Below are 23170 nucleotides of genomic sequence, written 5' to 3'. Positions count from 1 at the left end.
TGTTATCCGGCCCGCCATAACAACAACACGCCGCAGATCAACGAAGCGCCGCCGGGGGCGGGGGTGGGGTGTGGGGGGCGGGGTAGAGTTCGTTTTCGAATGTGATTCTAGAACCGGGGTGGCCCGGCTACGTGGGAGTGTGCGGATGAGCGGGTTCGGCGAGGCGACCGCCGTGCGGCGGGTCGGCGAGGGCCGGTACGAGGCCGTCCTGGACGCGGGCTACGCGATCGGCGAGGCCATCAACGGCGGCTACACGATGGCCGTGCTCGGCCGCGCCGCCGTGGACGCCTCTCCGCACGCGCACCCGATCTCGACCGCGACCAACTTCCACCGCGTCGCCAAGGCCGGCCCCGCGCAGGTGGTCGTCGAGTCCCGCAAGGAGGGCCGGACGGCCGCCTCGGCGCTGGTCTCCCTCGTCCAGGACGGCCGGACCGTGGTGGACGCGCTGATCACCACCGGCACCCTCGACGCCGCCGCCGAGCCCGCCTTCGCCGGGGCGGCGCCGCCCGTCCCCGTCCCGCCGGTGGAGGAGTGCACCGACTTCCGGCCGCCGACGGGCGGCGGCGGCTTCGCCGAAGCGGTCGACATGCGCTTCGACCGCACCACGATGGGCTGGCTCGACGGGCAGCCGAGCGGCAGCCCGGAGATCCGCGCCTGGTTCCGGCACGCCGACGGCTACGAGATCGACGGCTACTCCCTCGCGCTCGCCGTGGACGCGCTGCCGCCCGTCGCGCTGAACCTCGGCGCGCAGGGCTGGGCGCCGACCGTCGAGCTGACCTGGCACATGCGGGCCGTCCCGGCGCCCGGCTGGCTCGCCGTGCACGGCACCGGGCGGCTGCTCGCCGACGGCTGGTTCGACGAGGAGGTCGAGGTGTGGGACACCGCCGGCCGGCTCGTCGCGCAGAGCCGGCAGATCGCCCGCGTCCCCCGCACCCGCCCCTGACCTGGCCGCCGGCTCCGGCGTTTCGCCGCACCGGGTATCCGGAACGCTCGCGCATCCGCTGACCTGGACGGTTTTCCGGAGCGTTACGGTGTGATGTCCGACGCATGACGCACCTGTGCGGGGCCCTGTCGCCTAGCCTTGTGCACCATGTCAGATCCATCCCGGGGGGACGGCCTCCCAGACGCTCCCATCGGGATCTTCGACAGCGGTTTCGGTGGGCTGACGGTGGCACGTGCCATCCTCGACCAGCTGCCGAACGAGCCGATCGTCTACCTCGGCGACTCGGCCCGCCAGCCGTACGGGCCGCGCCCGATCGCCGAGGTCCGCGCCTTCGCCCTCGACATGCTGGACCAGCTGGTCGACGAGGGCGTGAAGATGCTCGTGATCGCCTGCAACAGCGCCAGCGCGGCGATGCTGCGGGACGCCCGCGAGCGCTACGACGTCCCGGTCGTCGAGGTCATCAACCCCGCGACCCGGCGGGCGGCCCGCGCCACCTCCAACGGGAGGGTCGGGCTGATCGCCACGCAGGCGACCGTGACGAGCCGCGCCTACGAGGACGCGTTCGCCGCCGCCCCGCACATCGAGCTGGTCAGCGCCGCCTGCCCGCGCTTCGTCGAGTTCGTCGAGGCCGGCGTCACGATGGGCGGGGAACTGCTGGAGGCCGCCCGCGAGTACATGGCGCCGATCATCGACGCGGGCTGCGACACCCTCATCCTCGGCTGCACGCACTATCCCCTTTTGACGGGCGTTATCTCGTATGTGGTGGGAGACGGGGTCACACTGGTCTCAAGCGCCGACGAGACCGCCAAGGACGTGTACCGAGTGCTCCACGACCGGGGGCTGGCCCGCGCCGGGACGTCGCCCCGGCCGCGGCACCGGTTCCGCGCGACCGGCGACCCCGTCGTGTTCGCCGAGCTCGGCCGCCGCTTCCTCGGGCCGGAGATCGGCTCGGTGGAGACGACGCCGGACGGGGCAGCGGTCGGCGGGAGCGCGTCCGGCGGGGGCGCACCGGGCGGGGACGTGTCGGACGAAGCCGTGCCGGACGAGGCACTGACCACCTGATTCCTCGGGGACTCTAAGAGGAGGAGTGAGCGTGCGGGTCACTGTGATCGGCTGCTCCGGCAGTTTCCCGGGGCCGGACGGCCCCGCGTCCAGCTACCTGATCGAGGCGGACGGCTTCGCGCTGGTCCTCGATCTCGGCAACGGGGCGCTCGGGTCGCTGCAGCGCTTCCGCTCCATCTACGAGATCGACGCCGTCTGCATCTCGCACCTGCACGCCGACCACTGCCTGGACATGTGCGGGTACTGGGTGGCGCGCACCTACCGGCCGGGCGGGGCGCCGCCGCGGATCCCGGTGCACGGCCCCGCCGACACCGCCGCCCGGCTGGCCCGCGCCTACGACCTGGAACCCGACCCGGGCATGACGGAGACGTTCGACTTCCATCTCCTGCGCCGCGGCCCCTACGAGATCGGGCCGTTCCGGGTGACGACCGCGCTGATGCCGCACCCGGTCGAGGCGTACGCGTTCCGCATCGAGCACGGCGGCAAGGCCCTCGCCTACTCCGGCGACACCGGCCCGTCGGACGAGCTGGTCGAGCTGGCGGCGGGCGCCGACCTGTTCCTCTGCGAGGCGTCCTTCCTGGACGGGCCCGGCCATCCGCCCGAGCTGCACCTGACCGCCCGGGAGGCCGCCGAGCACGCCGCCCGCGCCGGGGCCGGCGGGCTCGTCCTCACCCATCTGGTGCCGTGGAACGACGCCGACATGTCGCTCAAGGAGGCCAAGGCGGCGGGCTACGACGGCGAAATCGAGCTGGCCCGCGTGGGGGCCCGGTACACCCTGTAGCGCCCGCTAGGGTTGACCGCATGGCCCGCCCCGATGATCGCGCTTCAGACCAGCTCCGCCCCGTCCGGATCCAGCGCGGATGGCTCGACCACGCGGAGGGCTCGGTGCTCGTCGAGTTCGGCCGGACCCGCGTGCTGTGCGCCGCGTCCGTCCAGTCCTCGGTGCCCCGCTGGCGGCGCGACAGCGGCCTCGGCTGGGTCACCGCCGAGTACGCGATGCTGCCGCGCGCCACCAACACCCGCAACGACCGCGAGTCCATCAAGGGCCGGGTCGGCGGGCGCACCCACGAGATCTCCCGGCTGATCGGCCGGTCGATCCGCGCCTGCCTGGACCTGAAGGCGCTCGGCGAGAACACCGTCCAGCTCGACTGCGACGTGCTGCAGGCCGACGGCGGCACCCGCACCGCCGCGATCACCGGCGCGTATGTGGCGCTCGCCGACGCGGTCGGCTGGATGCGGGAGCGCAAGCTGCTCAAGGGCGACCCGCTGATCACGTCGGTGTCCGCCGTCAGCGTCGGCGTCGTGGACGGCGAGGCCCGCCTCGACCTCTGCTACGAGGAGGACTCCGCCGCCGGCACCGACATGAACGTCGTCTGCACCGGCGACGGCCGGTTCGTCGAGGTGCAGGGCACCGCCGAGGGCGCCCCGTTCGACCGCGCCGAGCTGGACGCGCTGCTCGACCTCGCCGCCGGCGGCTGCGCCGACCTGACGCGGCTGCAGAAGGAGGCCCTCGGTCGATGAGCCGGATCGTCCTCGCCACCCACAACCAGGGCAAGGTCGCCGAACTCCACCGCATCCTCGGCTCCCTCGACGTCGTCGGCCTGGACGAGTTCCCGGGCGCGCCCGACGTGGCCGAGACCGAGCTGACCTTCGCCGGCAACGCCTTCCTGAAGGCCCGCGCGATCGCCGCGTTCACCGGCCTGCCCGCCGTCGCCGACGACTCCGGCCTGTGCGTGGACGCGCTGAACGGGATGCCCGGCGTCCTGTCCGCCCGCTGGTCGGGCGGCTTCGGCGCCGCCACCGGCGACCGCGACGCCGCCAACCTGCGGCTCCTCCTCGACCAGATCGCCGACGTCGCCGACGACCGCCGCGCCGGCGCCTTCGTGTGCGCGGCGGTCTTCGTCACCCCGGACGGTACCGAGCGCGCCGTCGAGGGGCGCATGCACGGCACGGTGGTCCGCGCGCCGCGCGGCACGGGCGGCTTCGGCTACGACCCGGTCTTCGTCCCGGACGGCGAGACCCGCACCACCGCCGAGATGTCCGCCGCCGAGAAGGACGCGATCAGCCACCGCGGCAAGGCGTTCCGCGAACTCGCCGCCCTCATCCCGGCCGCCCTGTCCGCCGGCCGCCCCTGACGCCCCCGCCCTGCCCAGGCCCCGCACGCCCGCCCCGCACGCCGGGCCTGGGCGTCGGCCCCACACGCTGGGCCTGTGCGCCGGCGCCTGGGTGAGTGCGTATCGGAAAGTGGTGCGAGAAATCGTGGGGGCGTGACAACCCGGCGGCGGGTGGCGGGGGTTATCGGGGGTGTAAGGATTTCTCCCCCGAGGAGCACCATTCCATGACTGACAAGCGTCGTATCCGCCGCGGGCCGCTGCTCGTGCTGGCCGGGCTCGGCGGGACGGGCCTCGCCGCCGCCGGGATCTGGCTGGCCGCCGGATCGGGCTCGTCCCCGAACGCGGAGCCCGTCGCCGCCCGCGAGGCGGCCGCCGCCGCCGCGCAGCCGCCCTCGCCGGTGCCGTCGCCGACCTGCGGTACGTTCCGGCCCCGCCCCGGCCCCCCGACGCCGGTGCCGTCGCCGCCGCCCTGCGACGAGCCCCCGGCCGCCGTGCCCTCCCCGTCGGCCCCGCCGCCGGCCGCGACCCCGCGGCCCAGCGCGCCGCCGACGGCCGTCCCGTCGGCGCCGCCGCCCACCGCGGACCCGACGGCGCCGCCGGCCGCGTCCCCGTCGCCCGTGCCGCCGGGCTACGATCCGACCGCGCGGCCGGTGCCGGCCCCGGCGAAGCCGTCGCACGGCGGGTAGGTGCGGTCTGTCCACGTTGAGCGCCCAGGAGGTCCGCGGGGCGGAGACCACGTTCGAGGAGTTCGTGGCCGCCACCGCGGGCCGGCTGCTGCGCACCGCCGTGTTCCTCGTCTACGACCGGCACCTCGCCGAGGACCTGCTCCAGATCGCCTACGAGCGGGTCGCGCGGCGGTGGGGACGGCTCGCGGGCGGCGACCCGGAGGCGTACACGCGCCGCGTCCTGGTCAACCTCGCCATCGACGAGCACAAGCGCCGGGCGCGGCGCCGCGACACCCCGGCCGGGTCCGTCGCCGACCTGGAGCGGCTCGCGGGCGCGCCCCCGGCGCCGGGGGCCGCCGGGGGCGACCTCGACGAGGTGCTGCGCGCCCTCCCGGCCAAGCAGCGGGCGGTGGTCGTGCTGCGCTACTGGTGCGACCTGAGCGAACACGAGATCGCCGAGACGCTCGGGATCTCCCGGGGGACGGTGAAGAGCCACACCGCGCGGGCCATGGCCGCGCTGCGGGAGCACATGAGGGAGGGCCGCGCGTGAACGAGGACCTGGACGCCCTGCTGGGCGACCATTACCGCGCCGCCGCCGACGAGATCCACGCGGACGCCGGCACCGTCCGCCGGTTCCAGGACGCGGGGCACGCCGCCGCGCCCGCCCGGACGAGCGTGCTGCGCCGCTGGACGTTCCCCGTCCTGGCCGCCGCCGTCACCGCCGCCGTGCTGGTGGCGGCCGCCGTCCTGTTCTGGCCGGGCGGGCACCGGCCGGAGCCGCCCCGGCCCCTGGCGCCGCCCGGCATGCCCGCGCCGCCACCGTCGGCGCCGCCGTCCGCACCGCCGTCAGCGGAGCCGACCGCACAGCCGTCCGCGGAGCCGTCCGTTCCACCCGCGCCGACGCCGAGCCCCAGCGCGCCGGACCGGTCGGCCGGCGAACCCGGGCCCACGCGTCCCGTCGTGCCCGCCACACCGGCTTCGCCCACCGCGAGGCCGCGGCCCGGCGGCCCGGGCTAGCGCCGCTTGTACAGGCGGACGAACGTGCCGTCCCAGCCCGCGCGCAGTTCCATCAGGTCGACCAGGAGGCGGACGGTCCACAGGCCGAACCCGCTCTGCAGTGCCGAGTCGGGCGGGATGAAGCCGGTCAGCGGGCTGGGGCGCCAGAACCCGTGGTCGGCGATCTCGCAGATCAGCTCGGGGCCGTGCCGCCACGTCCACAGGCCGATCGGCGGAGTGCCGTGCTGCAGCGCGTTCGCCGCGACCTCGTTGACGGCGGTGACGAGGTTCTGCGCGGACTGCCCGGCGAGGCCGTGCCGGGCGGCTCGTTCGGCGACGAACGAGCGCAGGGCGTGCAGGTCGGCGCCGTCGATGGGCAGGTACTCGGCGTCGTGCGGGCGGCCGGGGCGCAGGCCCCGGTCGAAGCCCGCGCCGAAGGTCACCGGGTCGATGTACTCGGGGTTCTCGCCGTCGTGGCCGGGGGCCAGCAGCGGGTGGGTGCGCCGGGCCTCCGCGAGGACGCGGGGCGGCAGCGCCGCGTCGTAGGGGCACAGCGCGCGGGCGTCGGTCTCCCCGAACACGACGTTGATGAGCGACTCGTACCGGATCCACTCCAGGGTCTGCTGCTCGTCCCACCCGTCCCAGACCGGTTCGGCGAGCGCGCACACGCCGCGCGGGCCGCTCTGCTTCACGATGGCCTGGTAGTCGCGCAGGGTCCGGACGGGATGCAGGTAGAAGCCCGCCGAGTCGATGTAGGTGACGTCCTTCTCTCCGACGACGTCGCGCAGCGCGGTCAGGCCGGGCTCGCGCGCCACCGCGACGACGGTCTGGCCGCGTTCCAGCCCGGAGGTGAGGAACGGCGCGGTCACCGACAGGAAGTCGTCGGTTCCGTCGTACAGGAACGCCTTGTGCTCCAGCGTCATCAGGTGAAGTCCTCCGTCTCGGGGAGCCCCCGCCCGGCGCCGCGGGCGATGCCCGGGAGCCGGTGCCAGCCGACCGTGGTGATGAGGTTCTCCACGTTCGGCCGGAGGTGGTCGAGGACGAGCGACCCGTCGGCGGGCAGCCGGACGGCGTGCCGGGCCAGCAGGTTCAGCCCGCCGAGGTCGATGAACCCGAGCCGGGACAGGTCGAGGTGGACGCTGCCGCGCTGCGCGCCCACCTGCATGAGCGTCTCGGCGAGCACGGTGTGCCGGGCGGCGTCCAGCTCGCCCTCGATCCGCAGCCCGGCCGGTTCGAAGGTGCGCACGATCTTCAGGACTCCGTCGTCGAACTCGGGGTTCACTTCCACGAGGACCTCGTGTGTGTCGCGGAGGGCGGTGAGCTGGTCGGGCGGGCACGCGCGGCGGTCGATCTGGCAGATCGCCATCGCCATCGTGCTCGGCGAGACGGTGTCGCCGACCCGGTTCTCGCAGCCCAGCATCCGGCCGAGGTCGGAGCCGGCCTCCCGCAGCAGCCCGCTGTAGTCGGTGGTGAAGCGCACCGCGCGGTAGCCCTGGCCGAACGCCTCGTCGACCTCCCGCCCGATGGTGTCGAGCATCATGGCCGGGGCGAACGTGCCGCCGCGGTCGAGGCACGCGTCCCGCTGCGAGATGACTCGCAGCTTGCCCGCGCGGACGGCCTCGGCGATGTCGATCCCCGGGCCGGCCGCGGGATCGAGGCCGGGGAGCCGCTCGGCGGGCAGGTCGGTGACGTACACGACCTTCTCGTCGGTCAGCAGGCCCTCGCGCAGGAAGGGCCCGATGACCCGGTCGCGCTCCGCCGGGCCTGTGTAGGCCAGCCAGCCGTGGTCTCCGGGCCGGACGGCGCTGACGGGGCGCTTGGCGAACCAGGGTGTCTCCATGGCCTGCCCATCGGGTTCGAGGCGGATCTGTTCAGCGTACGCCGCCGGAGCGGTTTTGGAAGCCCAACGCAGGGAGTTCCTCACCCTCCGTCGATTGCGGCCAGGTCAGGGCGGGGCAGGGCTAGCCGCAGCCGGACGGCGGTTCCCTCCTCGCCCGTGCGGATCTGGACGGTCGAGCACAGCAGCCGCACGGCCCACAGCCCGAACCGCCCGCCGGCCGGACCGTCGGCGGGGCGCGGCGGGAGCAGCCCGTACCCGGTGCCGGGCGGCCAGCGCCCCGCGTCGGCGACCTCGCAGAGCAGCGCCGGTTCGCGGCCGGCCGCGTCCGTCCACATGCGCAGGACGACGGGCGGGGCGCCGTGCCGGAGCGCGTTGGTGACGACCTCGGTGACCGCGACCAGCAGCCGCTGCCGCCCCTCCTCCGGCAGCGGCGTCGGCCGCGCGCAGTCGGTGACCCAGGCGCGCAGCCAGAACAGGTCGGGGTGGGCGTCGAGCGTCAGCGTGTCGGCGCCGGACGGCGGCGGGGGCAGCGGGTCGGCGTCGCAGCGGGCGCAGAACGTCCACGGGTCGACGAAGCCGGGATTGCGCAGCGTGCGGGTGCCGCGCACCGTCTCGGGGTGGGTCTTGCGGGCCGCCGCGACGACGCCCGCGGGCAGCGAGGCGGCGTACGGGCACAGGACGGCCGCGCCGGTGCCGCGGATCGCGATGTTCAGCAGCGCCTCCGCCCGCTCCCACTCGACGACCTCCAGCGGCGGCCGCGACGCCCACGCCGGCTCGCCGAGCATCCGCAGCCGGCGGCCCTGCCGGCTGCTCTCGTCGGCGTCGCCCAGGCAGTCGGCGAGCGTCCGGGACGGGTGGCGGTACCAGGTGGCGGCGTCGCGGAACAGCACCGCGCCGGCGTCGGGGCCGAGGGCGTCCCGCAGCAGCATCTGCTGGGCGGTCCCGCAGACGGCGAGGACGCGGTCGCCCGTGTCGAGGCCGTCCCGCAGGAAGGGCACGGCGCCGCCGAGGAACTCCTCCACGCCGTCGTAGGGGAGTACGCGGTGCGTGAAATCGTCGCTCACGGCGGCCCCGCCGATTGTGTGATCATGGTGTCACCGACTGTGCGAGCCGGACGGATCCGACCAGCCTAGCCCTCCGTCCCGGGCCTGCCGAGGGTCCTTGGCCACATGCCGCCGCCACCGCGTGCGGGGGTCTGTCCGCAACCCCGGCGGCGGCCCGTCCCTTACCGGGGGCGCGGGCGCGGCGGCGGGTGGAGGACGGCGCGCAGCCCCGGGGTGAGCCGGGCGATTAATTCATCGGGCGCCATCGAGGCGGCGGGTTCCACGCGCAGGATGTAGCGGACGAAGATCAGCCCGGCGAGCTGCGTGCCGAATGCCCCGGCCCGCGCCCGCGCGCCCGGCCCGCCGATGTGCTCGGCGACGCGGTCGACGATCTCGTGTTCGAGGAGGTCGCGCAGCAGCCGGGTCAGGTCGGGCTCGGCCACCGCCGCGCGCACCAGCAGCACCAGCCGCGCGCCGCCCTCGGGGTCGTCCCACGCGGTCAGCAGCGCCCGCAGGACGCGTTCGGGCAGCGTGGCGGGGTCGCCGGGGAGCGCCCCGGCGAGCACCTCGGGCGGGTTGGCGACCAGGCCCAGCACCGCGCCGAACAGCCCCTTCTTCGACCCGAAGAAGTAGCTGATCAGCGCCGCGTCCACGCCCGCCTCGGCGGCGATGGACCGCATGGTCACCGGCCCGTAGCCGTCGGCGAGGAAGCGGCGGCGCGCCACGGTGAGGATGGCCTCGCGGGTGTCGGGGCTGCCGCGCCGCCGGCCCCGCGTCCCCGTTCCCGGGCCCGCTCCGGATTTATTCATCAGGATTGAAATATAGCCGGGACGGGGGCGAGGGTCGAGGCATGAACACCACAGCTCCGGAGGGTCCGGGCACCGTCCACCGCGCGGTGCTGCCGGCCGTGATGCTCTCCCTCGCCACCGTCGTGTCGGCCGTGGCGTCCCTCAACACCGCGGTGCCGTCCATCGCCCGGGACACCGGCGCCGGGCTGACCGAACTGTCCTGGATCATCGACGCGTACGCGCTCGTCTTCGCCGCGCTGCTGCTGCTCGGCGGCGCCATCGGCGACCGCTACGGGCGCCGCCGCGCGCTCGCCGCCGGACTGGTGATCTTCGGCGCCGGGTCGGCCGCGGCCGCGCTGGCCAGCGACCCGAACTGGCTGATCGCGATGCGCGGCGTGCTCGGCGTCGGCGCGGCGCTGGTGATGCCGGCGACGCTGTCGACGATCACCGCGACGTTCCCGGCCGCGCAGCGCACCCGCGCGGTCGGCACCTGGGCGGGCGTGGCCGGCGCGAGCGCGATCTTCGGGCTGCTGGTGTCCGGCGGCCTGCTGGAGGCGTGGTCGTGGCGGTCGGTGTTCTGGCTGAACGTCGTCCTCGCCGTGGTCGCGCTGGTCGCGACGCTCGCGGTCGTCCCCGAGTCGGCCGAGCCGGACGCGCCGCGGCTCGACGTGACCGGCGCCGTGATCACCGTCGCCGGGCTCGGCGCCGCCGTCTACTCGATCATCGAGGCGCCCACCGAGGGCTGGGGCAGCGCCCGCACCCTGCTCGGCCTCGCCGCCGCGCTGGTCATCCTCGCCGGGTTCGTGCTGTGGGAGCTGAAGCGGCCGAACCCGCTGCTCGACCCGCGGCTGTTCCGCATCCGCGCGTTCTCCGCCGGGGCCCTCTCGCTCACCCTGCAGTTCTTCGCGTTCTTCGGCTTCGTCTTCATCATCCTGCAGTACCTGCAGCTGGTGAAGGGCGACAGCGCGCTCGTCGGCGCGCTCAGCCTGGTGCCGATGGCGCTGACGATGATGCCGTTCGCCCGCGTCGTCGCGCCCCGCGCCGCGGCCAGGCTGGGCCCGCGCCGCGTCATCACCGCCGGGCTGCTGCTGGTCAGCGTCGCGATGCTGGTCTTCTCCCTGCTGGACGAGGACAGCACGTACTGGCTGCTGCTCGCCGGGCTGATCCCGCTCGGCGCCGGGGCGGGCCTCGCCATGACGCCCGCGACCGCGTCCATCACCGACGCGCTGCCGGCCGACAAGCAGGGCGTGGGCTCGGCGATGAACGACCTGGCCCGCGAGCTCGGCGGCGCGCTCGGCATCGCCGTCCTCGGCAGCCTGCTGCAGTCGTCCTACCGCGCGAACCTGACCCTGGACGGCCTGCCCGCCCCGGCCGCCGAGGCGGCGCGGGAGTCGCTCGCGGGCGCGATGCGGCTCGGCCCGCGAGTCGCCGAGCAGGCGCGGGCGGCGTTCGGCGACGGCGTCCAGACCGCGTTCCTCACGGCGTCGATCGCGCTGGCGGTCACCGCCGTCATCGTCGCGGCCCTGTACCGCGCGCCCCGCCCGGGTGCCGCCAATTCCGTTGCCGGCCCCGCCGATCAAGCCGATAAGCTGACCGAGGCGGACACCGGCGGGCGTGGCGAAATCAGGTATACGCGGCAGGTTTAGGTCCTGTTGGTGGCGACACCGTGGGGGTTCGAATCCCCCCGCCCGCACCCGGCCCGCGCGTGAGGCGCGGGCCGAGGCGTTGCCGCGCCGGGCCCGGTCAGATGCCGAGGTCGCGGCGGAGGCGCTCCACGTGCCCGGTCGCCTTCACGTTGTAGTACGCCTTCTCGATGTTGCCTTCGGCGTCGATGATGAACGTGGACCGGATGACGCCGACGACGACCTTGCCGTACAGCTTCTTCTCCCCGTACGCGCCGTAGGCCGTCAGGACCTCGGCGTCCGGGTCGGACAGGAGCGGGAACGTCAGCCCCTCCTTCTCCCGGAACTTCGCCAGCTTCGCCGGCTTGTCGGGGGAGATGCCGACCACGGTGGCGCCCGCGGCCTCCAGCTCGGCCAGGCTGCCCTCGAAGTCGACGGACTCCTTGGTACAGCCGGGCGTCATGGCCGCCGGGTAGAAGTAGAGGATCACGCGCCTACCGCGCAGCGAGGCCAGCGACACCGCGGCCCCGTCGGCGTCGGGAAGCTCGAAACCGGGGGCGACGTCGCCCGGCTGCAGCCGCTCGGACACCCTGACCCGCCTTTCGCATCGAATGGTGGCACCCACCGTACCGGCCGGGGTTGTGCGGACGCCCACGGGCAAGACCTGCGACACTGTTCGGATCATGCTTCGCTCGTGGTCGCGCCCCACCGCGAGTTCGCCCGACACGGTAAGGAAACGGCATGGCTGATTGGAGCAGCGACCCGGAGGAAGCGGAACTCTTCATCGAGCGCACCCGCGTGAACCTCACGCGCGAGATCGACGAGATCGCGGTCCGGATCAACCCGCGCAACGTCGCGCACCGGGGCGTCGAGCGGATGAAGGAGGAGGCCGGCCAGGTCGTCAAGGCGTTCGGGACGCTGGTGCGCCCGTCCGGCGACGACGAGGACGGTCAGGGCGTCGACAAGCGGGTGGTGCTCGCGGGCGTCGGCGCCGCGGTCACCGTGACCGCCCTGGTCCTCTGGCGCCGCAGGCGCAGGCGCCGCTGAGACCCCTTCTGGAGGCGCCGGTCCGCGGTCCGCGGCCGGCGCTTCCGCGTGCCGGGCCGGGGCGGACGGAGTGCGCGAGCAGCGCGGCGGCGGTGCGCAGCTCGGCGAGCTCGGCGCGGCAGGGCGGGCAGCCGCTCAGGTGCGCCGACAGCGCGTCGGCCTCGGCGCCGTCCAGCCGTCCGATGGCGTAGACGCCGAGACCGAGCCGGTACGCCCCGCAGTCGGTTCCTCCCACGGCATGGAGTACGGCACGGCGCCCCGCGCCGTTCAGCGGAACTGGGGGAGGTGGTCGCGGTGGGCGGCCAGGCCCTCGTCCAGGATCTTCTCGGCGGTGTGCTTGCTCCGGACGAACGGGTGCGCCATGAGCGCCTGCAGCGCGGTGCGGCGGTCGCCGGTGACGGCGGCGTCGGACGCCAGCCGCTCGTAGGCGTGGACCGCCTGGGTGAGGCCGCGCACAGGGCCGGGCAGCGGGCCCATCGTCAGCGGGACGGGCCCGGACCGTCCGACCAGGGACGGGACCTCCACGATCGCGTCGTCGTCCAGCGACGAGACGGCACCGTTGTTGCGGGTGTTGACGATCATCCGGCGGCCCTCGTCGCGGTGCAGGGCGCAGATGACGTCGACGGCGAACTCGCCGTGCTCGCCGCCGCCGCGTTCCCGCGACGGGTCGGGGTCGGGCTTGCGCGACTCGGCGGCGACCTGCTCGTAGTAGCCGGGCAGCATGGCGAGGATGTCCTGCGCGCGGGTCGTGCCCTTCGCCCGCAACTCGTCCACGACCTGGTCGTGGAAGAAGTAGTACTTGGCGTAGGAGTTCGGCAGGAACCCGAGCGTCTTCGCGAGCTCCGCCATCCGCGACGGGTCGCGCCACGGGGTCGCGCCGCCGCCGGGGACCTTCAGGTCGTCCAGCAGGAGCGGCAGGTCGAGTTCGCGGCCGTCGAGCCGGAGCCGCTGCGCCCAGGTGGCGTGGTTGAGGCCGATCCAGTCGGCCTCGAGCCCGTCGGACGGCAGCCCCAGCAGGCCGGCCCACATCTCGGTGTCGCCGATGTACTGGTCGCACAGCCCGATGATCCGCGCGCCGGTGCGGCTGGCCACGGCGTCGGTGACCACGTTCGTCGGGTTGGTGTAGTTGACGATCCACGCGCCCGGGTCGGCCTTGGCGGCGACGTCCAGCAGGACGGGCACCGACCGCAGCGCCATCAGGAACCCGCCCGGACCCGCGGTCTCCTGCCCGACGACGCCGTGCTTCAGCGGGATCGACTCGTCCAGGTGCCGCGCCGCCAGCCCGCCGGGGCGGAACGTGGTGAAGACGTACGACGCGCCGTCCAGCGTCGCCTTGAGAGCGGTGTGCGACGACACGGTGAACGCGGCGCCCCGCGCGGCGAACATGTTGCGCGCGAGCCGCGTCATGACGTCCAGGTGCGCGGGGTCGATGTCGTAGCAGGCCAGCTCGGTACCGGCCAGATCGTCGGCGCGGTGCAGCAGCCCCCGGATGACGCCCGGCATGTAGCCGCTGCCGGCGCCGACGACCGCGATCCTCACCGCGGCTCCAGGTCGGGCTGCGTCGCGGTGAAGCGCGCCTGGACTGTGGCGCGGACGATCTGCGTCTCCGGCTCCAGATCGATCGGCTCGGGCTCCTCGGCGGCGCCGCCCGGCGCGCGCCCGTACGCGGCGGCGAGCGCGATCGGGGGCTCCTGCCCGCGGCCGACGCCCTCGTCCGACAGTTCGACGAGGCCGGTGAGCCGCGCCCCGAGGGCCTCGGCGTAGCCGCGCGCGCGGGCCACGGCCTCGTGCGCCGCCTGCCGCGCGGCCCGCTCGTACACCTCGCTGTCGCGCCGCAGCTCCCACTCGGGCCCGCTGACGTAGGTCCGCTCCAGGTCGCCGAGGCGGGCGACCAGTTCCCCGAGCACCGCGAAGTCGACCACCACGATCTTGATCCAGACGGTGCCCCGGTAGGCCCGGACGTCGCCCTCGCGCCGCTTGTACTTCAGCAGCGGCGTGATCGCCAGCCCACCGGTCTCCACCTTCTCCACGGCGTCGCCGTACGACCTGACCAGGTCGAGGCACCGCTGGTTCCGCTCGGTGAGCCGGTCGAGCGCCGCGCGCCGGTCGGACTCCTGCGACTGGACGTGTACCGACAGCCGCGCGATCTCCGGCTCGGCCTCCAGCACCGCCTCACCGCGAACACTGATCAGGGGAGCATCGCTCATCCCCCCAACCTACGTCCTACAGGAACGTCCGGCCCTCGCCCCGGTAGGTGGGGACGGTCTTGACGAGGCGGCCGTCCTCGATCAGGTGGAGGGCGTCGAAGCGTTCGCACAGCTCGCCGGCCTTGGTGTGGCGGAACCAGACGCGGTCGCCGAGGGACAGCAGGTCGGCGGCGTGGCCGAGCAGCGGCGTCTGCACCTCGCCGGCGCCCTCGTTGGGGTCGTAGGACAGCCCGGTCGGCAGGTACGGCTGCGGGAGGCGGATGGCGTCGGCCGGGCCGGACGCCAGGTAGCCGCCGCCGAGGCAGGTCGCGACGCCGGGGGCGGGGCGGCGGACGACGGGCAGCGCGAACAGCGCGGCGGGGCGTCCGGTGAAGTTGGAGTACTGGTCGAACAGGTGCGGCTGGTAGAGGCCGGAGCCCGCCGCGACCTCGGTGACGGCGCGCTCGGCGGCGGTCTTCTCGACGCTGCCGGTGCCGCCGCCGTTGACGAACTCCAGGTCGGTCAGCTCCCGGACGCCGCGCACGATCGCGGCGCGCCGCCGGGCCAGCTCCAGCCGGGACTGCCGCTGCATGGCGCGGATGACGCGGCCGCGCGCGGGACGTCCGGGCGGGACGTCCCCGACGCCGGCGATCTGCGACTCGTAGGCCATCAGCCCGGCGAGGTCGAGCGAGGGCCGCTTGAGGATCCGCTCGGCGAACGCGCACACCTGGGCGGCGGTCCGCAGCGGGGAGCGCAGCGCGCCGATCCGGACCCGTCCGCCGAGCGGGCGGTAGGAGGCGTCGATGTCGATGCACACCCGGATGCGGCGGTCGCCGGCGGCACCCTCGATCAGTTCGAGGTGCTCGGGGGAGTCGACCATCAGCGTGATGACGCGGGCGGCCGCGGGGTTCTCGGCGAGCGCCGCGATGGCGGTGCGGTCTGCGGTCGGGTAGGCGACCAGGATGTCGTCGCTGACGCCCTCGGCCGCGAGCCACAGCGCCTCGGGCAGCGTGAACGCCATGATCCCGGCGAAGCCGTCCATGGCGAGGGTGTCCTCCAGGAGGGCCCGGCAGCGCACCGACTTGCTCGCGACGCGGATCGGCTTGCCGGCGGCCCGGCGGACGAGGCCGGCGGCGTTGGCGCGGAAGGCCGCCAGGTCGACGACGGCGAACGGCGCCTCGATCGCGGCGGTCGCGGCGTCATAGCGGTCCCGGAGGTTCATCGGATACCTGCAGCGTGGAAACCCCGTCCTTCAGGGCGGGGAGGAAATAGGGGACGGTGCGGCACGGTGTCTCTCCGGGTTTTGTCGGTGGCGCTCTGTAGGTTGCGGGCGTGCCCCGGTACCGGCTGTGTCCGACCCCTGCCCAGGAGGCGGGGTTGCTGGAGCATTGCGGGCATGCCCGGTTCGTGTGGAATTTGGCGGTGGAGCAGCAGGCGTGGCGGACGCCGCGGCGGGGTCCGGCGCCGGGGTATGTCGCGCAGGCCCGCCAGCTCACTGAGGCCCGCGCCGCGTTCGGATGGCTGGCGGCGGGTTCGCAGACGGTGCAGCAGCAGGCGCTCAGGGACTACGCGCAGGCGATGGCGAACTTCTTCGCCGGGACACACCGGCGCCCCACCTGGCGCAAGGCCGGGGTGCATGAGGGGTTCCGGGTTGTCGGGGTTCGGGGTCGGGCGTGGGATGTGCGGCGGTTGTCGCGCCGCGCGGGTGTGGTGCGGGTGCCGAAGGTGGGGTGGGTGCGGTTCCGCTGGTCGCGCCCCGTCCCTGCCGGGGTGAAGTCGTTCCGGGTGATGCGGGACCGCGCCGGGCGCTGGCATGTCGCATTCGCCGCCGTCCCCGCCCCGGTGCCCGCGCCCGGCAACGGTGCGGCGGTCGGTGTCGACCGGGGTGTGGCGGTGTCGGCCGCGCTGTCGACCGGCCAGACCTGTACCGTGCCGGGCTTGACGCCTGGTGAGGCCGAGCGGTTGAAGCGGCTGCTGCGCCGCCTGGCCCGCGCGAAGCGGGGGTCGAACCGGCGGGCCCGCCTCAAGGCCGCCATCGCGCGGCTGAAGGCGCGTGAAGCCGACCGCCGCAGGGACTGGGTGGAGAAGACCTCGACGGATCTGGCGCGCCGGTTCGACGTCATCGCCGTCGAGGACCTCGATGTGGCCGCCATGACTCGGTCCGCCAAGGGCACCCTGGCTGCCCCCGGCGCGGGCGTCCGGCAGAAGGCCGGGCTGAACCGGGGCATCCTGGCCGCCGGGTGGGGGCAACTGGTCACCCGGCTGGAGCACAAGGCACCCGGGCGCCTGGTGCGGGTCGACCCGGCGTACACGTCGCAGACCTGCAACGCCTGCGGGCACCGCGCCCGGGACAATCGCGAGAGCCAAGCGGTGTTCCGGTGCACGGCCTGCGGGCACAGGGTCAACGCCGACGTCAACGCCGCACGCAACATCAAAGACACCGCCGTGGGACGCACGGTGGCAGCGCGGGGAGGCGGGGCGGCAGCCCGGCCGGTGAACCGCGAACCTCAACCCGCTCTCCTCTCCGTATAGGGACGGGTTGGAATCCCCCGCCTTCAGGCGGGGGAGGACGTCAAGCTCGTCACACTGCCACACTACCCGCTAATGTGAAAAGCTCTCACGATCCGCTACGGGGGTGGGCGGCGAAGAAGTCCCAGAGCATGGGACCGGCCTCGGCCGGCCACCGGTGCGTGCCGCCCTGGATCTCGCAGAAGGTCACCGCGACGCCCTGCGCGCCCTTGCCGGTGCTCGCGCAGTTCGTGCCGCTGCCGAGCGCCTTCACGTTCTTGTGCGGTGCGGGGAGATCGGCGAGCCTACGCCAGAACTCGACCGCCTTGGACACCGGCGGGAACGGGCGCTTGTCGTTGAAGTCGCGGTTCCCGCCGCCGTTGAACGGGACGCTCCGGTCCGCCGTCCCGTGGAAGATCATCGCCGAGACGGGGCGGTCCGGGTCGCAGGGGGTCACCAGCGCGCCCTCGACGACCCCGATCGCGGCCACCTTGTCCGGCTTCTCGCAGGCCATCTTGTACGCCATGCCCGCGCCGTTGGAGAACCCGGTGACGTAGACGCGCTTCGGGTCGGCCAGCCCGGCGCCGGTGAGCTTGTCGATGAGCTTGCTCAGGAACCCCACGTCGTCGATGTCGCCGATCTTCGCGGCGCCGCAGCAGTCGCCCGCGTTCCACGTGGTCATGAACCCGTCCGGATAGGCGACGAGGAAGCCGTGCTCGTCCGACAGCTTGTCGAAGCCGGTCAGGTCCTCCATCTTGCTCATGTTCGCGAGCCCGCCGTGCAGGGCGATGACCAGTGCGGGCGGGTCGGCGGGCTTGCCGTCCTCCCATGTGCCGTCCGAGACCTTGCCCGGCACGTGCAGGAGGAACTCGCGGTGGCCGAGCGTGCCCACGTCCATCTTCTGCTTGTGCGTGCCCTGCGCAGTGGGGATGCCGTCGACCTTGGCCGGGCGGCCGCCCTCGCCGCCCTGCGTGTCGTGCTGCTCGGTGCAGCCCGCGAGGACGAGGGTGATCGCCAGAACCACGAGCAGGATTCGCCGCATGAACGCAAAGCTAACCTCTACGGGCGCCCTCAAACTACTCATGAGTAGACGGAGCCGGGCATGCCGCCAAGGTCTCGGTGCACGCGTGGAAGGACGGCGGCGGGACGCGCGGCGGCCGCGTAAGCTCGGAGGGACCCGTTCTGAGCTGCCGCGTCGCGATAAGAGTGAGACCGTTGAACGAATTCGTCCTGACCCTGTCATGCCCCGACCGGCCCGGCATCGTGGCCGCCGTCTCGGGGCTGCTGGCCGAGCGCGGATGCAACATCGTGGAGAGCCAGCAGTTCGGCGACGGCGAGTCCGGCAGGTTCTTCATGCGGGTCCAGTTCACGGCCCTCGACGACACCGACCCCGACGAGCTGCGCGGCGCGTTCGCCTCGCTGGTGCCCGAGCTGGGCCTGGAATGGCGGCTGCACGCGCTCGCCGAGCGCCCGCGCGTCCTGATCATGGTGTCGAAGGGCGGGCACTGCCTCAACGACCTGCTCTACCGGACGCGCTCCGGCCTGCTCGACATCGACATCGTCGCGGTCGCCTCCAACCACCCCGACCTGCGTCCGCTCACCCAGTCGTACGGGATCGACTACCACCACCTGCCGGCCGGGTCAGGAGGCAAGGCCGCGCAGGAGGCGGAGATCCTCACGCTGGTCGAGCACTACCGCGCCGACCTCGTCGTCCTCGCCCGGTACATGCAGATCCTCTCCGACGACTTCTGCGCGAAGCTGCCGGGGCAGATCATCAACATCCACCACTCGTTCCTGCCGAGCTTCAAGGGCGCCCGCCCCTACCACCAGGCGCACGCGCGCGGCGTGAAGCTGATCGGCGCCACGGCCCACTACGTCACCGCCGACCTGGACGAGGGCCCGATCATCGAGCAGGAGGTCGCGCGCGTCGACCACACCCAGAGCCCGGAGGAGCTCGTGGCGGTCGGGCGCGACGTCGAGTGCCTGGCGCTGGCCCGCGCCGTCCGCTGGCACGCCGAGCACCGGGTGCTGCTCAACGGCGACCGCACGGTCGTCTTTCGCTGACCCTTTCCCCGCGCTGACGCTGACCTGCGGTTTTCCGTGAGATGTCGGCATGGCGAGTTTCACTCCGCGTGGTCATGCCTCACGATGAGTGAGGATGTCGGACGTGCCGATGGCTCACGGGGGTGGCTATGGCCGAGGCGCTGGTGCAGGACCTGATCGAGGAGGAGCGCGGCAGGCGGGAGGCGCGGCGGCTGGCGGTCCGCGCGTTCCGGCCCCGCCGCGCGGTCGCGGGGTTCGCCGCGGCGCTGCTGGTGACGACGGCGGGCGGGGTGGCGGCGATCGAGCTGCTGGCCGCCGCGCTCGGATCCGCCGTGCATCCGGTGCCGGGCGTCGCGACGCTGCTGGACGTCCTGCGCCGGCACACCTGGCGCGACCCGGACGTCCTGGTCGTCGCGGGGGCGGCCGCCGTGCTCGGCGCCGCGTTCCTGGTCGCCGCGCTGCCCGGCCGGCTGCGCGGGATACCGCTGGACGGCTCCGACCCGCGCCAGGCCGGCCTCATCGGGCGGGCCGCGCTGCGCCGGGCGCTCGCCGACGCGGCCCTGGAGGTCCCCGGCATCGAGCGCGCCCGCGTCCGCGGCCTGTCGGTGTTCCGGCGGAGCCTGCTCGTCCGGGCCGGCACCCACTACCGGAACCCGTCGAACCTGGCCGACCTCGTCCGGGCCGCCGTCGAGGCGCGCCTGGACCGGATCGAGCCGATGCACCGGCCGCCGGTCGACGTCCGGCTCGGCTGGCGGAAGGACTGACGATGCGGATCGCGATCGCGATGACCGGGGCGGTGCTGCTGCTGGCCGGCGCCTCCGCCGCCGCCCTCGGGCTGGGCGCGTTCGACGCGTTCGGCGCCCTGTCGGGCAGGCCGCTGCTCGACCCGGCGGCGGTGCGCTTCGCCGGCGGCACCGGCTGGTTCCTGCCGGCCGCGGCGGCCGCCGCCGAACTGCTGGCCCTCGCCGGCCAGCTGTGGCTCGTCCTGCAGGGCCGGACCCTCGTCCACCAGCGGTGGCCCGACCTGGACGCCGAGACCCGCGTCCGGGCGCGGACGGCCACCGGCCACCTCGACCGGGACGTGCGCGCGCTGCCCGGCGTCGAGGACGTCCGGATCCGCCTCACCGGCACGGCCGACAGGCCGCGCCTCCTGCTGAACGTGTCCTGCGCCGGCGACACCCTCGTCGGAGAGGTGTACGGCGAACTGGGCGCGGGCCCGGTCGAACGCTACCGCCGCGCGATCGGAATGCCCGACCTGCCGGTGGTCATCCGCTTCCGCCCCCTCTTCACCCGCCCCCGCCGCCACCACCCCCAACCCGAAACAGCCTGACACCCGAACGGCCGTCCGGTGCCGGGGCGCTTGGCACCGGACGACCGAGCCCTCATCGCCTGACCGTGCCCGGCCTGCGGGCCGGTTGGACGGGGCACGGTGTCCTCCTCGGCGGACGGGCACCGGGAACGGACACGATTGACCCTGCGATAGGAGTTGGCGGGGGAGGAGCGGCGCCCGTCCCGGGTGGGGACGGGCGCTCGCTCGTCGGCGGGCGCCCATGCGCCGGGACGGGCGGCGCATGCACACAGCGGGCACCCGCGGTGGGGGGAGGGTCGCGGGTCGGGAGCGTGAGCGGCGGGGCTGTGATCCTTGCAACCGCCACTATGCGCGTCCCTGTGACGGCCGTCACGCTTGTGTACATTTCGTTCACGGCGTGTTCCGAGGAGGTGCGTGGGCCGATGCGGCGTCCCCGCTGGGCGGTGCCCGGCAACTGGAGCGTGGCCCGGCAGCTGCTGGTGCTGCAGGCCGCGGTCGTCGGGCTGCTCGTCGCGGCCGGCGTCGTGCTGGCCTACCTGGACGCCGGGCGCTCCGCCGACGACGGCGCGCGGCAGACCGTCACGGCGGTCGCGGTGAGCATCGCCGACGCGCAGAACGTCCGGGCGGCGCTCGCCGCGCCGGACCCGAGCGCGCTGCTGCAGCCGTACGCCGAGCGCGTCCGGCACGACACCGGCGTCGACTTCATCACGATCATGAGCCCGGACGGGATCCGCTACACCCATCCCACCCCGTCCCGGATCGGCGGGCACTTCGTCGGCAACACCGCGCCCGCCGTGGCCGGCCGGACGTTCACCGAGACCTACACCGGCACGCTCGGCCCGTCCGTCCGGACCGTCGCGCCCGTCTTCGACGACCGGCACGAGGTCGTGGCGCTGGTCGCGGTCGGCATCACCGTGCGGGTGATCACGGGCCGGCTGCAGCAGCGGCTGATCGCCCTCGCCGTCGTCGCCGGCGTCGTGCTCGCCGCCGGGATGGCCGGCAGCTACCTCGTCTCCGCCCGGCTGCGCCGGCAGACGCGCGGGGCGGCGTCCGGCGAGCTGCGGGAGATGTTCGAGTACTACGAGGCGATCCTGCACGCCGTCCGCGAGGGGCTGCTGATCCTCGACCGCGGGGGCCGCGTCGTGCTGTGCAACGACGCCGCTTTCGACCTGCTCGACCTGCGCGCCCACCGGCCGGCCGGCCGGGGGCGGGCGCGGGCGCGGCGGCGGTCCGGCCGGTCACCGGTCCGGGCCGCGTCCGACGTGCGCGGACGGCGGGTCACCGACCTCGGCCTGCCCGCCGAGCTGGTCGCCACCCTCGTCGCGCCGGAGCCCCGCTCGGACGAGATCCACGTCGGCGACACCCGCGTGCTGGTGGTGAACACCTCACCCGTCCGGTCCCGCGACCGGGCGATGGGGAACGTCGTCACCTTCCGCGACCACACCGAGTTGCAGACGCTGACCGGCGAGCTGGACAGCGTCCGCGGGTTCGCCGAGTCGCTGCGCTCGCAGGCCCACGAGGCCGCGAACCGCCTGCACACCGTGGTGTCGCTCGTCGAACTCGGCCGTCCCGACCAGGCCGTCGAGTTCGCCACCGCCGAACTCGCGACCGCGCAGCGCCTCACCGACCGGGTCGTGGACTCCGTCACCGAGCCCGTCCTCGCCGCGCTGCTGCTCGGCAAGTCCGCGGAGGCGGCCGAGCGGGGCGTCGAGCTGGTCATCACCGAGGACACCGCGATCGAGGGGACGGTCGAGGCCCGCGACCTCGTCACGATCCTCGGCAACCTGATCGACAACGCGGTGGAGGCCGCCGTCGAGAACGCGCCCGTCCGGTCGCCCCGGGTCGTCGTCAGCGCCCGCGAGGACGCCGGTACGCTGCTGCTGCGGGTGTCCGACAGCGGACCGGGCATCGAACCGTCCGCCGTGCCGGACATGTTCCGGCGCGGGTGGACGACCAAGACGTCCGGCGGCTGGCCGGTCGGGCACGGGCTCGGTCTCGCGCTGGTCGGCCAGACCGTCCGGCGGCGCGGCGGCGAGGTCCGCGTGGGGCACGACACCGGCGCAGTGTTCACCGTCCGACTCCCCCTGGACAACCCATGATCGAAGTGCTCATCGTCGAGGACGACCCGGTCGCCGCCGAGGCGCACCGCACCTATGTCGAGCGGGTCGCCGGGTTCGCCGTCGCCGGGGTCGTCCACTCGGGGGCCGACGCGCTCCGGTTCTGCGAGCGCGCGCCGGTCGACGTCGTCCTCCTCGACTTCTACCTGCCGGACACGCACGGCCTCACCGTCTGCCGCGCGCTCCGCGCCGGGGGCCGCGACGTGGACGTCATCGCCGTCACCTCGGCCCGCGACCTGGCGGTGATCCGCTCGGCCGTCTCGGTCGGCGTCGTGCAGTACCTCCTGAAGCCGTTCACGTTCGCGTCCCTGCGCGACAAGCTCGACCGCTATGCCCGCTTCCGGGCGCAGACCGTGGGCGCCGGCGAGGTCAGCGGCCAGGCGGACGTGGACGGGATGCTCGCCACCCTCCGCACCCCCGACCACCGCGCGGTGCCGAAGGGCATGAGCGGCGAGACGCTCCAGGCCGTGACGGACGTGCTGAACGCCGCGTCCGACGGCCTGTCCGCCGCCGCGGCCGCCGACCTCACCGGCGTCTCCCGCGTCACCGCCCGCCGCTACCTGGAGTACCTGGCGCAGAACGGCCTGGCGCACCGCAAACCCCACTATGGTCAGGTCGGACGTCCGGAAGTGCGCTTCTATCCCGGCTAGACGGGGTACCAACGGGACGACAGTGCATGCGACATCGGGGAGTTGTCGTGACCGAGAAGCCTGGCAAGTCCGAGGGCAGGGCGAAGACCGAACCGGAGCGCGAGGACCCGCCGCCGCCCCGCGCCGAATCCGCCACGGGCGCGCCCCGCAAGGGGAAACCGGGGGACGCCGCCCGCAAGATGCGCGCGATGTTCAAGGGCCGCTAGCCGCCGCAACCAGCGCCCGGACGCGAGTCCG

27 protein-coding genes and 1 tRNA gene are annotated in these 23170 nt (G+C 74.2%); 18 read left to right on the top strand and 10 right to left on the bottom strand.

Going from position 1 to position 23170, the window contains the following annotated elements; translation table 11 throughout:
• The first annotated feature begins 145 nt into the window (after nt 1-145).
• From ABZ806_RS20935 to ABZ806_RS20900, 8 genes are all read left to right on the top strand, one after another.
• Nucleotides 146-943 carry a thioesterase family protein gene (locus ABZ806_RS20935; RefSeq protein ID WP_500218998.1) on the top strand — a complete coding sequence of 266 codons (798 nt, stop codon included), beginning with the start codon at nt 146-148 and terminating at the stop codon, nt 941-943.
• A gap of 147 nt (nt 944-1090) precedes the next feature.
• Nucleotides 1091-2005, top strand: a complete 915-nt coding sequence (gene murI, locus ABZ806_RS20930; protein ID WP_500218997.1) for a glutamate racemase — start codon at nt 1091-1093, stop codon at nt 2003-2005.
• A 31-nt stretch (nt 2006-2036) separates the two neighbouring features.
• Nucleotides 2037-2786, top strand: a complete 750-nt coding sequence (locus ABZ806_RS20925) for an MBL fold metallo-hydrolase (protein WP_500218996.1) — start codon at nt 2037-2039, stop codon at nt 2784-2786.
• Between the two features lie 20 nt (nt 2787-2806).
• A complete protein-coding gene (rph, locus tag ABZ806_RS20920) occupies nt 2807-3526 on the top strand; it encodes a ribonuclease PH (RefSeq protein ID WP_500218995.1) in 720 nt (239 codons plus the stop codon).
• Complete coding sequence (gene rdgB / locus ABZ806_RS20915) at nt 3523-4140, top strand: RdgB/HAM1 family non-canonical purine NTP pyrophosphatase (RefSeq protein WP_500218994.1); 618 nt, start codon at nt 3523-3525, stop codon at nt 4138-4140. The genes rph and rdgB overlap by 4 nt, the downstream gene beginning before the upstream one ends.
• 203 nt (nt 4141-4343) lie before the next feature.
• On the top strand, nt 4344-4805 hold the full coding sequence (locus ABZ806_RS20910) for a hypothetical protein (RefSeq protein WP_500218993.1): 462 nt from the start codon (nt 4344-4346) through the stop codon (nt 4803-4805).
• Nucleotides 4806-4821: 16 nt separating this feature from the next.
• Nucleotides 4822-5334, top strand: a complete 513-nt coding sequence (locus ABZ806_RS20905) for a SigE family RNA polymerase sigma factor (protein ID WP_500218992.1) — start codon at nt 4822-4824, stop codon at nt 5332-5334.
• Complete coding sequence (locus ABZ806_RS20900; protein ID WP_500218991.1) at nt 5331-5801, top strand: hypothetical protein; 471 nt, start codon at nt 5331-5333, stop codon at nt 5799-5801. The genes ABZ806_RS20905 and ABZ806_RS20900 overlap by 4 nt, the downstream gene beginning before the upstream one ends.
• Here the strand turns inward: ABZ806_RS20900 and ABZ806_RS20895 are convergent.
• The 4 genes from ABZ806_RS20895 to ABZ806_RS20880 form a co-directional block, all read right to left on the bottom strand.
• The gene (locus ABZ806_RS20895; protein ID WP_500218990.1) at nt 5798-6703 is read right to left on the bottom strand and encodes an anti-sigma factor RsbA family regulatory protein; all 906 of its coding nucleotides are present in this window, start codon (nt 6701-6703) and stop codon (nt 5798-5800) included. The genes ABZ806_RS20900 and ABZ806_RS20895 overlap by 4 nt on opposite strands.
• On the bottom strand, nt 6703-7620 hold the full coding sequence (locus tag ABZ806_RS20890) for an MEDS domain-containing protein (protein WP_500218989.1): 918 nt from the start codon (nt 7618-7620) through the stop codon (nt 6703-6705). Before ABZ806_RS20890 ends, ABZ806_RS20895 begins: the two co-directional genes overlap by 1 nt.
• Nucleotides 7621-7700: 80 nt before the next feature.
• Nucleotides 7701-8684 (bottom strand): anti-sigma factor RsbA family regulatory protein, encoded by a 984-nt coding sequence (locus ABZ806_RS20885; RefSeq protein WP_500218988.1) that lies wholly within the window; start codon nt 8682-8684, stop codon nt 7701-7703.
• A 161-nt stretch (nt 8685-8845) separates the two neighbouring features.
• Nucleotides 8846-9472: a TetR/AcrR family transcriptional regulator gene (locus ABZ806_RS20880; protein ID WP_500218987.1), complete on the bottom strand. Its 627-nt coding sequence runs from the start codon at nt 9470-9472 to the stop codon at nt 8846-8848.
• A gap of 41 nt (nt 9473-9513) precedes the next feature.
• On the opposite strand from ABZ806_RS20880, the gene ABZ806_RS20875 reads away from it, so the two are divergent.
• Together ABZ806_RS20875 and ABZ806_RS20870 are read left to right on the top strand one after the other, a co-directional pair.
• Entirely contained in the window at nt 9514-11097 is a 1584-nt protein-coding gene (locus tag ABZ806_RS20875; protein WP_500218986.1) for an MFS transporter, read from the top strand.
• Nucleotides 11060-11144 (top strand) — tRNA-Leu (locus ABZ806_RS20870). The genes ABZ806_RS20875 and ABZ806_RS20870 overlap by 38 nt, the downstream gene beginning before the upstream one ends.
• 50 nt (nt 11145-11194) lie before the next feature.
• Here the strand turns inward: ABZ806_RS20870 and bcp are convergent.
• The gene (bcp, locus tag ABZ806_RS20865; protein ID WP_500218985.1) at nt 11195-11662 is read right to left on the bottom strand and encodes a thioredoxin-dependent thiol peroxidase; all 468 of its coding nucleotides are present in this window, start codon (nt 11660-11662) and stop codon (nt 11195-11197) included.
• Between the two features lie 152 nt (nt 11663-11814).
• Here bcp and ABZ806_RS20860 point away from each other — a divergent pair, with 152 nt between their 5' ends.
• On the top strand, nt 11815-12120 hold the full coding sequence (locus ABZ806_RS20860) for a DUF3618 domain-containing protein (RefSeq protein WP_500218984.1): 306 nt from the start codon (nt 11815-11817) through the stop codon (nt 12118-12120).
• Here ABZ806_RS20860 and ABZ806_RS20855 read toward each other — a convergent pair.
• From ABZ806_RS20855 to ABZ806_RS20840, 4 genes are read right to left on the bottom strand one after another with little or no spacing between them, the layout of a single operon-like run.
• Nucleotides 12071-12355 (bottom strand): anti-sigma factor family protein, encoded by a 285-nt coding sequence (locus ABZ806_RS20855; protein WP_500218983.1) that lies wholly within the window; start codon nt 12353-12355, stop codon nt 12071-12073. The two genes, ABZ806_RS20860 and ABZ806_RS20855, sit on opposite strands and share 50 nt — an antisense overlap.
• Before the next feature lie 32 nt (nt 12356-12387).
• Nucleotides 12388-13659 (bottom strand): family 4 glycosyl hydrolase, encoded by a 1272-nt coding sequence (locus tag ABZ806_RS20850; RefSeq protein ID WP_500218982.1) that lies wholly within the window; start codon nt 13657-13659, stop codon nt 12388-12390.
• Entirely contained in the window at nt 13656-14327 is a 672-nt protein-coding gene (locus tag ABZ806_RS20845; RefSeq protein WP_500218981.1) for an SIMPL domain-containing protein, read from the bottom strand. The genes ABZ806_RS20850 and ABZ806_RS20845 overlap by 4 nt, the downstream gene beginning before the upstream one ends.
• A 16-nt stretch (nt 14328-14343) precedes the next feature.
• Nucleotides 14344-15528 carry an amino acid deaminase/aldolase gene (locus ABZ806_RS20840; RefSeq protein ID WP_500218980.1) on the bottom strand — a complete coding sequence of 395 codons (1185 nt, stop codon included), beginning with the start codon at nt 15526-15528 and terminating at the stop codon, nt 14344-14346.
• 110 nt (nt 15529-15638) lie between these two features.
• Here ABZ806_RS20840 and ABZ806_RS20835 point away from each other — a divergent pair, with 110 nt between their 5' ends.
• Nucleotides 15639-16838 carry an RNA-guided endonuclease InsQ/TnpB family protein gene (locus ABZ806_RS20835; protein ID WP_500218979.1) on the top strand — a complete coding sequence of 400 codons (1200 nt, stop codon included), beginning with the start codon at nt 15639-15641 and terminating at the stop codon, nt 16836-16838.
• 85 nt (nt 16839-16923) lie between these two features.
• On the opposite strand, the gene ABZ806_RS20830 is transcribed toward ABZ806_RS20835, so the two are convergent.
• Nucleotides 16924-17856: a CE1 family esterase gene (locus tag ABZ806_RS20830; RefSeq protein WP_500218978.1), complete on the bottom strand. Its 933-nt coding sequence runs from the start codon at nt 17854-17856 to the stop codon at nt 16924-16926.
• 173 nt (nt 17857-18029) lie between these two features.
• On the opposite strand from ABZ806_RS20830, the gene purU reads away from it, so the two are divergent.
• The 6 genes from purU (at nt 18030) to ABZ806_RS20800 (ending at nt 23139) form a co-directional block, all read left to right on the top strand.
• Complete coding sequence (purU, locus tag ABZ806_RS20825) at nt 18030-18878, top strand: formyltetrahydrofolate deformylase (RefSeq protein WP_500218977.1); 849 nt, start codon at nt 18030-18032, stop codon at nt 18876-18878.
• Nucleotides 18879-19006: 128 nt separating this feature from the next.
• Entirely contained in the window at nt 19007-19621 is a 615-nt protein-coding gene (locus ABZ806_RS20820; RefSeq protein WP_500218976.1) for a DUF6286 domain-containing protein, read from the top strand.
• 2 nt (nt 19622-19623) lie between these two features.
• The gene (locus ABZ806_RS20815; protein ID WP_500218975.1) at nt 19624-20187 is read left to right on the top strand and encodes a hypothetical protein; all 564 of its coding nucleotides are present in this window, start codon (nt 19624-19626) and stop codon (nt 20185-20187) included.
• A gap of 401 nt (nt 20188-20588) precedes the next feature.
• The gene (locus tag ABZ806_RS20810; protein WP_500218974.1) at nt 20589-22265 is read left to right on the top strand and encodes a sensor histidine kinase; all 1677 of its coding nucleotides are present in this window, start codon (nt 20589-20591) and stop codon (nt 22263-22265) included.
• The gene (locus ABZ806_RS20805; protein WP_500218973.1) at nt 22262-22933 is read left to right on the top strand and encodes a response regulator; all 672 of its coding nucleotides are present in this window, start codon (nt 22262-22264) and stop codon (nt 22931-22933) included. The genes ABZ806_RS20810 and ABZ806_RS20805 overlap by 4 nt, the downstream gene beginning before the upstream one ends.
• A 47-nt stretch (nt 22934-22980) precedes the next feature.
• Nucleotides 22981-23139 carry a hypothetical protein gene (locus ABZ806_RS20800; RefSeq protein ID WP_500218972.1) on the top strand — a complete coding sequence of 53 codons (159 nt, stop codon included), beginning with the start codon at nt 22981-22983 and terminating at the stop codon, nt 23137-23139.
• Nucleotides 23140-23170: the final 31 nt, after the last annotated feature.

Origin of the sequence: Spirillospora sp. NPDC047418 (genome assembly GCF_040643275.1) — a bacterium.
Classification (GTDB): Bacteria; Actinomycetota; Actinomycetes; order Streptosporangiales; family Streptosporangiaceae; genus Spirillospora.
Note: the sequence above shows the minus strand (reverse complement) of the source record. Positions and strands in the feature narration are given on the sequence as shown.